This window comes from Sulfurovum sp. (assembly GCF_015493435.1).
GTDB lineage: Bacteria > Campylobacterota > Campylobacteria > Campylobacterales > Sulfurovaceae > Sulfurovum.
On record NZ_WGDD01000007.1, the window covers coordinates 1 to 9,156 of the forward strand.

The 9,156-nt window shown below is 48.5% G+C and carries 7 protein-coding genes; all 7 read right to left on the bottom strand.

Going from position 1 to position 9,156, the window contains the following annotated elements; all coding sequences use genetic code 11:
• On the bottom strand, positions 1 to 1,310 hold a 1,310-nt coding region (locus F8L24_RS01495), incomplete at its 3' end, for an NAD(P)/FAD-dependent oxidoreductase (RefSeq protein ID WP_294951129.1).
• 4 nt (positions 1,311 to 1,314) lie between these two features.
• Complete coding sequence (locus F8L24_RS01500; protein WP_294951130.1) at positions 1,315 to 2,217, bottom strand: aldolase; 903 nt, start codon at positions 2,215 to 2,217, stop codon at positions 1,315 to 1,317.
• Between the two features lie 10 nt (positions 2,218 to 2,227).
• Positions 2,228 to 3,241 (bottom strand): type I glyceraldehyde-3-phosphate dehydrogenase, encoded by a 1,014-nt coding sequence (gene gap / locus F8L24_RS01505; RefSeq protein ID WP_294951131.1) that lies wholly within the window; start codon positions 3,239 to 3,241, stop codon positions 2,228 to 2,230.
• A 15-nt stretch (positions 3,242 to 3,256) separates the two neighbouring features.
• The gene (eno, locus tag F8L24_RS01510; RefSeq protein WP_294951132.1) at positions 3,257 to 4,534 is read right to left on the bottom strand and encodes a phosphopyruvate hydratase; all 1,278 of its coding nucleotides are present in this window, start codon (positions 4,532 to 4,534) and stop codon (positions 3,257 to 3,259) included.
• Positions 4,535 to 4,560: 26 nt separating this feature from the next.
• Entirely contained in the window at positions 4,561 to 6,972 is a 2,412-nt protein-coding gene (ppsA, locus tag F8L24_RS01515; RefSeq protein WP_294951133.1) for a phosphoenolpyruvate synthase, read from the bottom strand.
• A 75-nt stretch (positions 6,973 to 7,047) separates the two neighbouring features.
• Positions 7,048 to 8,046: a YfdX family protein gene (locus F8L24_RS01520; protein ID WP_294951134.1), complete on the bottom strand. Its 999-nt coding sequence runs from the start codon at positions 8,044 to 8,046 to the stop codon at positions 7,048 to 7,050.
• Positions 8,047 to 8,279: 233 nt separating this feature from the next.
• Positions 8,280 to 9,044 (bottom strand): VIT1/CCC1 family protein, encoded by a 765-nt coding sequence (locus F8L24_RS01525; protein ID WP_294951135.1) that lies wholly within the window; start codon positions 9,042 to 9,044, stop codon positions 8,280 to 8,282.
• Between the last annotated feature and the right edge of the window lie 112 nt (positions 9,045 to 9,156).

Genomic DNA, 9,156 nt, shown 5'->3' on the forward strand with positions numbered 1-9,156 from the left:
ATCACATCCATCGCTGTCATTTCATTGGCCACAATCAGTGACGCTTCCCCGCTCAATGACGAAGCGTCTTCACTGACGATCTGGATACCGCGGATAATACCGCTCTTTTTTTCAATGACATACTTCAAAAAGCCTTCGGCCGCTTTGTCTATCTGCGCTCTGGCATCGGTGGCAAAGTCGTACCGTGCCGTCTCTACCTCCATACCCGCCTTTGCAGCATCGGCTTCACTCAACCCTACCGAGGCGATCTGCGGATCGGAAAAGAGTACCCAGCTGAGTTTGCCCATATCGCTTTTATGTTTCATGGGGGCAAAGATGTTGTGAATGGCAATGCCCGCCTGGTAGGTAGCCCAGTGTGCGAATTTCGGCCCGACGGTACAGTCGCCCACTGCATAAATGTTCGGCTGTGTGGTCTGCAATGTTTTATCCACTTTGATGCCGTGTCTGTCAAACGAAACCCCGGCATTCTCCAGTCCTATGCCCTCCACATTGGCAGCACGTCCCGTAGCAATGAGCAAATGAGGAGTGTTGAGGCTTTTGGTTTCACCATCCTGACTGTAGTGGACGGTAAAATCACCTTCTTTGCCGTTAATCTTGCCAAAAGTGACATTCAGCCGAATATCGATACCTGCATCGATCATCTTTTGCTGTACGACCAGTGCACTTTCTTCATCAATATGCTTGAGAATCCGCTCACCGCGCTCGAGCATACGGCAGGTCGTTCCCAGCTTGTTGAACATTTGTACCAGTTCGCAGCTGATCGCTCCGGCACCGATGAACGTAATCTCTTCTGGCAGGTCGCTGTGTTTGAAAACATCAGCATTGGTCCATGCGTGTGCAACCCCCTCGCCTTCAAACGGCGGCAGGTAGGCATTGGCTCCCGTTGCCACAATGGCATAGGCAAACGAAACCTTTTCACCATCGATGTCGAGCGTGTTGGCATCAACAAAGGCAGCACTGCCCTGTTTGAAATGGAGATTCGGAAGCTGTTCCATTTGTTTTAGTGTACCTACGGAACGCTGTTTTACGATTTGGGCTTTGTCCGCAAGCACCGCTTCCCAGTGAATCTGCCCTTTGGCCTCCACATCAATATGAAAGGCTTTCATCTCTTTGAGCATGGCAAAACGGTTGGCAGCGTTTTCCAGCACTTTTGAGGGGATGCATCCTTCAAAGAGACACTCTCCGCCTGGTGCATCGCGTTTGTCGACGAGGAGTACTTTTTTGCCAAACTGTGCGGCAGCCATCGCTGCGGGAGTACCGCCGGGGCCGGCACCAAGCACAACGAGATCGTATTTTTCCATCGTATCCATAGTTTTATCCTTTCAGTATTTGCAATGCTTCTTCAACAGAAACATTTTTGGCCGTAACAGCATAGATAGCATTTGCCATGCGAACAGCTTCTTCAAGCGGACGCTGGTGAATATTACGCCCCGTTCCGTTCCCGCGGCTGCCGCCCTGGTGGATCTGCTCATGCAGTTCCAGCAGAAAGGCTTCGGGAGACGTTTTGTCTCCGCCTTCACAGAGTACACCGGTCCTCCCCGCAGCGGTCGTGACCTCGATGAGACCTTCCGTATCGAGTTTTCCGTCGATATAAGGTACTTTGAGCTTGGCGAAATCCGCCCCGAGCGCCGCGCCCACACCGGCCGCACCGGCGATGAGATGCCTGTCGTGCTGGTCTTTGACGTAATTGCCTTTGGGGTAGATCCACAGTACGGCGATCCAGCCGTTCAAATGCGCCTCATGCACGATGCGTGCCGCTTCGCGCAGCATGGCATGTTCATGTTCGCTTCCCAGGTACAGTGTATAGCCTACACCGCGTATGTCCAGTCCGCTGCTCTTTTGAAAACGTACGACATCCTCCACTTCCAGCCACTGCTGGGAATACGGGTCTTTTTCGCTGTAGGGAATGAGGTTGGTCTTGGCATTGAGTTTCACCAGGTAGGGAATGTCGCTGTAGTCGCGTCCGTAACGTGTTATAAGCCCAAACTGGGTGGCGAAAACACCGATATCTGCCGCTGAAGCGATCTTGAAAAGATGTTCCGGGTCATTGTCTTCAAGCGGAATGCCTTCTCCGTAAAAGTCGTTGTTGAGATGCTCTACCTTTTGGTCGCCGGCAAAGAGCATCAGCCGGCCGCTGCCGCCGGTGGTTTTTTCAAAATTTTCTATATACGCTTTTTCTTTATCGGCAGGTACATCTGCCGGAAGGGTCATTTTCATCCTACACTCCTTATACGTTCATTTTTTCGGCAACGTAGTCAGCAAGTTCAAGCAGACGCTGGGAATAGCCGTATTCATTGTCGTACCATGCCAGTACTTTTACCATACGCTCACCCACGACAGCTGTTGAAAGCCCATCGATAATGCTTGAATGCAGGTTGCCCAGCATATCGGATGACACGACTTCTTCCATTGTGATATCGAGGATACCGTTCATCTCTCCTGCCGCTGCAGCAGTGTATGCCTTATTGACCTCTTCAACCGTTACCGCTTTGTTCAGCAGTGCCACGATCTCGGTCACTGCCCCGTCTGGTACAGGTACACGCAGCGCCATTGCTTCCATCTTTCCCTTGAGTTCAGGGATCACTTCTGTCGTAGCGATCGCAGCACCGGTCGTGGTGGGGATGATGTTCACGGCAGCGGCACGCCCTCTTCTGCGTTTCTTTGCACGCTTGTCCACCGTTGTCTGCGTCGACGTATAAGCATGAGACGTTGTGATCATGGCATTTTCAACACCAAAATTCTCTTCAAGTACTTTCATGGCCGGAGCGAGCGAATTGGTCGTACAGGAGGCATTAGAGAGGATATGCTGCGTCGCAGGATCATATTCGGAGTGGTTGACCCCGAGTACGATCGTTTTGTCCACATTCTTGCCGGGCGCGGAAATGATCACTTTTTTCGCCCCTGCCTCAAGGTGCTGTGCCGCCAGGCTACCTTCCGTGAAGTGCCCGGTACACTCAAGCACGATATCGATATTCATCTCTTTCCAGGGCAGTTCGCGCGGATCATGGCTGCTGACGATCGCGATCTCATGTCCGTCGATAATGAGCTTGTTCTCTTCGGTGCTGATATCAAAATCCGCCCGTCCGTGGACTGAGTCGTATTTGAGCAGGTAGGCTGCGTCTTCTACACTTGAAGTATTGGCAGCGACAATTTCGCAATGTTTCGGCAGTGCGTGTATATAGTGCCTGAGTACCTGGTTTCCTATACGTCCGAGTCCGTTGATAGCAATACGTTTTTTCATGGGATTTTTTCCTTTTTATTTCCAGTAATATTTGGCATCGGTGCCAAGTGCATGTTCGATCTCTATGAGACGGTTGTATTTGGCAAGGCGTTCGCTGCGCGAAGCCGAACCGCTTTTGAGGTGGCCGCTCTGCATCGCAACAGAAAAATCGGCAAGGAACGTGTCGGCCGTTTCTCCCGAACGGTGGGAGAGAAACGCCCTCCAGCCGTTCTCTTCGCAGAGTCTGACTGCATCTACAGTTTCGCTGACCGTACCTATCTGGTTGAGTTTGATCAGAGAGGCATTTGCCGTGTGTTCTTTGATACCACGCGAAATGAATTTGGTATTGGTAACAAAGATATCGTCTCCGACGACTTCGATCTCATTGCCGAGTGCCGCCGTAAACTGGGCAAATCCGTCCCAGTCTTCTTCCGCAAGCGGATCTTCCCAGAGAATAATAGGATATTTGTCAACCCATTTTTTTGCAAGCGCGATCAGTTCGGCACTGTCCATTTTGCCTGCACCGGACCATTTCAAGTCGTAATGACCTGCTTTGTCCGTAGAAAATGAAGTGGCCGCACTGTCAATGGCAATGGAAATATCATCTCCCGGACGGTAGCCGCTTTTTTCTATCGCTTCGACAATGAGTTCGATGGCTTCTTCGTTGCTGCCGAGATTCGGGGCGAACCCGCCTTCATCTCCGACGGAAGTAGCATAGCCTTTCTCATGCAGCAGCTTTTTCAATGTATGAAAAGTTTCCGCTACATAGCGCAGTCCTTCGGAGAAGGAAGGTGCACCGTGCGGTACTGCCATAAACTCCTGAAAATCCACACTGTTGTCCGCATGTTCTCCTCCGTTGAGGATATTCATGCACGGTACCGGCAGACGCAGTGCTTCCGCACCGCCGAGATAGCGGTAAAGCGGCATATGATGGCTTTGTGCCGCTGCTTTGGCTGCTGCCATGGAAACCCCGAGGATCGCATTGGCACCCAGACGGCTTTTGTCGTCCGTACCGTCAAGGGCTATCATGGTACGGTCTATTTTTGCCTGTTCCGACGCATCCATACCGATGAGAGCCGGAGCAATGCTTTTGATGACATTTTCACAGGCTTTTCTTACCCCTTTGCCTCCGTAGCGCTCCGGGTCTCCGTCACGCAGTTCATGCGCTTCGTATTCTCCCGTACTGGCACCGGACGGTACCGAGGCACTCACTTCCGTACCATCTTCAAGTGCCATCAGCACCCTTACCGTCGGATTGCCCCGTGAATCGAGGATCTCCACTGCATCTATAGATTTTATACTGCTCTTTGACATTTTTTATCCTTTTGTTCCGTATTTTGCTATTCGCCCAGTTTCTTTTCAAGTTCAACGATCTTGGGTAGTGTACTCAACACACTGTCCGGATTGAGGCTGATGGAGTCGATGCCGAGTTTGACGAGGTATTCAGCCACTTCGGGGTAGTCAGACGGTGCCTGTCCGCAAATGCCGCTGTGGCGTTTGTTACGCTGGGCACCGTGTACGGCCATCTCTATCATCTTCAGTACTCCCGGGTCGCGCTCGTCATAGTCAAAGGCAACGATCTCGCTGTCCCTGTCCACTCCGAGTGTCAACTGTGTCAGGTCGTTCGAACCGATACTGAAACCGTCAAAGATCTGGCTGAATTCATCGATGGAAATGACATTGTTCGGAATTTCGCACATGACATAGATCTTCAGGCCGTTCTCCCCCTGTTTCAAACCGTATTTTGCCATCGTGTCGATGACACGCTGTCCCTCTTCTACGCGGCGGCAGAAGGGGATCATCAGGATGACATTGTCAAAGCCCATCTCGTCACGTACACGCTTCATGGCGGCACACTCAAGCGCAAATCCCTCTTCATAGGCCGGGTTCGCATAGCGTGCCGCACCCCGGAAACCGATCATCGGGTTGTCTTCTGTCGGCTCAAAGAATTTCCCGCCGAGCAGAGAAGCGTATTCGTTCGATTTGAAGTCACTCATGCGCACCACGCAGGGTTTAGGGTACACGGTGGCTGCAATGGTGGCAACGCCTTCGGAGAGACGTTTGACAAAGAAGCTTTCAAAATCGTCATATCCGTCTGTCAGTTCTTCCAGCGCTTTTCTTGTGGCATCATCAGTCTTTTCCGGATGTTTCAGCGCCATAGGGTGTGCTTTGATATCGTTGTTGATAATGAACTCCATACGCGCCAGGCCGATCCCGTCCACCGGCAGAGAAGCCAGTGAGAACGCGATATCCGGGTCGCCGAGGTTCATCATGATCTCCGTTTTGGTTTTCGGCAGAGCGCTGAGGTCTGTCTTCTGGATCTCAAATGCCAGTTTGCCCTCATAGACATAGCCTGTTTCACCTTCTGCACAGCTCACGGTCACTTCCTGGCCGTTTTTGAGTACTTCGGTGGCATTAACAGAACCTACCACAGCAGGCAATCCAAGCTCACGGCTCACGATCGCTGCATGACAGGTACGTCCGCCTTTGTTCGTCACGATGGCCGAAGCGATCTTCATGACCGGTTCCCAGTCCGGTGTCGTAATATCGGCAACAAGGACTTCACCCGCTTTGAAGGTATCCATTTCTTTAACATCATTGATGATATGTACTTTCCCCGCACCGATCTTGGTACCGACGGCACGGCCGGTTGTAAGGACATCGCCATGCTCCTTAAGATGATAGAGCTTCAGAATGGAGCCGCTCTGCTGTGACTCGACGGTTTCGGGACGCGCCTGTACCATGTAAAGGTGTCCGTCACTGCCGTCTTTGGCCCATTCCATATCCATTGGCTTATGGAAACCTGCTTTTTGCGAATAATGGTTTTCCACTTTGATAGCATAGTCAGCCAGCACCATCACTTCGTCATCGCTGAGACAGAAGCCGTTGCGCTCCTGTGGCGTGGTATCGATGTTCTTTGTATATTCGACAGCCATATTGCTGACATTGGCTTCTTTGGTAAAGACCATTTTAAGTTCTTTGCTTCCCAATCGGCGTTTGAGCACGGCACGGTGTCCTTTGTTGAACGTCGGTTTGTGCACATAGAAGCTGTCGGGGTCGATGGTACCGAGTACGACATTTTCTCCCAGCCCGTATGCGGCGTTGATGAAGACGACATCTCTGAAACCGGTTTCCGTATCAAGGCTGAACATCACTCCGCTCGCACCGATGTCGCTGCGTACCATTTTCATGATAACCGCAGAGAGGTAAACTTTGTAGTAGTCAAATCCGTTATCGTACTTGTAGTGCAGGGAACGGTCGGTAAAATTGGAGGCAAGACAGCGCATATAGGCATCGAGCAGTTCTTCTTCATTCTGAATATGCAGGTAGGTTTCATTCTGACCGGCAAAAGAGGCTTCGGGCGAATCTTCCGCAGTGGCAGACGAGCGTACCGCAACAGAAAGTGATTCACCGTACTCTTTTTTAAGCTTCGCATAGTTTTCGAGAATCTCGTTCTGCACATCGTCAGGAAGCTTGCAGTGGTAAACGATGTCACGGCACGCTGCCCCGCGTTTCTGCAAGTCTTTGACATCATTGACATTCATAGGGTCAAGCTGTTCATGCAGTTTTTCCCAGGCATTGTTATAGTCAAGGATGGCTTTATAAGCCGTCGCTGTAACGGCAAAACCGTTCGGAACACGTACCCCTTCGGAAATCAGGTTTTGATACATCTCACCAAGTGAAGCATTTTTGCCCCCAACCTCTGCGACATCCTCGATGCCGATCTCACTGAACCATTTGATATTACTCATCTTTTTCCCTTTTATATTCTGATTTTTACCGCACCGCCGCCGCTGTTATAATACTAAAAGCAGCTGCCTGTTTCTTTACTGTTTTTTCGTACCTTTATGGAACTTTTCGGACAGGGTATGAAAATAGCTTTTTGCTTTGTCGTAGTCTTTGGAGACAATATTTCCTTTTTCCGCTTTCTCTTTGAGTTTTTTGATTTCAGAAGAGAGGGTTTTGTATTCTGTACTGTCTGCTGATATGTAGCCTTCATATTGTGCAAGAACAAGCTGTCCCTGTGCAAGATCCAGTAATTTTACCGTTTTCTTTTTTTCTTTGTTTCCAAGCTTTTCTGCATCTGAAACTACTTTCTGTGCCATCAGTAGAGGAAGGGGAATAACAACCTGGGTATTGACGATCGTACTCAATCCGTCAATCAATGTTGCAAGTGCGACTTTCGTATCTTTTCCTTTTTTAAGCTCTTCGAGTGCAGTATGTGTTGCTTTCGGATAAAGATCCATAGGCAGATAAGCTGTGGTAATGGTAATTTGGTCTACCAGTGCGGACAGAAGGGCTATGGTTTCCTGAGGCTGGTTGTTTTTCAGTGTTTTCATGGCATCTTTTTTAATCTCTTTTGCCTGATCCGGTGTAATTACATTGGCAATGACATTAACATCTTCATCGACAGGAACCAATTTCAGCGCTGCATCTTTTTTCAGTGCCGCATCAAACTGTTTTGTTGCTTCTGTCAAATATGTTTCTGCCGATTTTTTATCTTTTTTCTCCAGTGCCGCCATTGCCTTGACCGTTGCACTTAATCCGTGCAGTACTTCAGCCGGAGCTTTTCCGTGTTTTGCCGTAACCTTTGCAATCTCTTTTGAGATCATCTGATGCTTGTCGATCAAGCCCATCGATTTAAAATAGGCAAGCTGTTTTTTTGTCACATGGTCCTTAGAGGGGCCAAATGCCCAAAATGAATGAATTGGTGCATCTGTCTTGACAGTAGCCTGTAAATCGGCCTTATTCTCCGAAGTTGCATAAAGTGATGTTCCCGCAAGAACAAATGCTGCTGTTAACGAAAGAAAAATATTTTTTTTCATTTGAGATCCTTTATATGTAAATGAAATTTGTACGACACCGCTCAGTGTGTATTTGTATTGTAATACCTAATTATTAACTGATGATTAATATTTGATATTATAATAATTGTTAAGGCATATCCTTTTATTTTTTGTATTTATATCTGAATACCAAGATAATGGTGTACAAAATAGCCTATGGCAAAAGAGATCAGTGCGACTCCAAATGTGATCAAGAGCATTTGTGATGTTCTTTAGTAGAACGACTGTTCTTTGGCAACAGAGATATAGAAGTTGTAAAGCACTATGGCGATGAGTGCCGCAATGAACATGCTGAGAAGTGCCGCTTTGATAGATGCTATCAGGAAAAAGGGAAGTACAAGAAATAACGTTGTCAAAATATAGGAAATACCGGTATAGGCAGCATATATTCCCGGGCTTATACCTTCTACGGGGCTCTCTTTGGCTTCAAGATAGGAAGAGCCTGCCATGGACATGGATGCAGCAATCCCCATGATGGCGCCGGTCACACCGACCACTATACTCTTGTCAAAAGCCAGAGCAATACCGCTAAGCGTACCTGTCAGTTCGACCAGCGCATCGTTCATACCCAGCACGATGGCACCCGCATACAGCAGTTTTTTGTCATGCAGCATGTCGATGAGCTCTTTTTCATGTTTCATTTCCTGCGCGTAGATTTCTTTTGCCTGGGGATACGTATCAAAAAGTGAGAGATAAAATACTTCAGCACCTTTTTCTCTTTTCTCCGCAAGCTTCAGTGCAAAAGAAGTTCCAAGCAGAGAAGCAAGAAAAATATACCATCCGATCAGAAAATGATTTGCCTTTATTGATTTTCCGGTGATCCCTTTCCAAAACTCATAATGGGTTTTTTCTTCCTGTGCTATATCTTCATAGACACTTTTATTGTGAGGGTCTTTTTCTCTGTGTGCCAAAGCACTGTAGAGTGCATAATCGTTTATTTCGTTCTGCTGCTGAATAAGTGCTTTTTTGATATCCATAAACTGTCCCTGGTTAAAGTATGATCATACTGGCAAGAAGAAGTCCGCCGATAAAGGCTACAAAAAGAGCCAAAAGAAAATAGATGCTTTTGTCAGTGTCTATTCGTCCTTC

Coding starts and splice junctions, on each gene's coding strand:
- gap (WP_294951131.1), bottom strand. CDS start 3,241: ATGAAAAAACGTATTGCTATCAACGGACTCGGACGTATAGGAAACCAG.
- F8L24_RS01500 (WP_294951130.1), bottom strand. CDS start 2,217: ATGAAAATGACCCTTCCGGCAGATGTACCTGCCGATAAAGAAAAAGCG.
- eno (WP_294951132.1), bottom strand. CDS start 4,534: ATGTCAAAGAGCAGTATAAAATCTATAGATGCAGTGGAGATCCTCGAT.
- F8L24_RS01525 (WP_294951135.1), bottom strand. CDS start 9,044: ATGGATATCAAAAAAGCACTTATTCAGCAGCAGAACGAAATAAACGAT.
- F8L24_RS01520 (WP_294951134.1), bottom strand. CDS start 8,046: ATGAAAAAAAATATTTTTCTTTCGTTAACAGCAGCATTTGTTCTTGCG.
- ppsA (WP_294951133.1), bottom strand. CDS start 6,972: ATGAGTAATATCAAATGGTTCAGTGAGATCGGCATCGAGGATGTCGCA.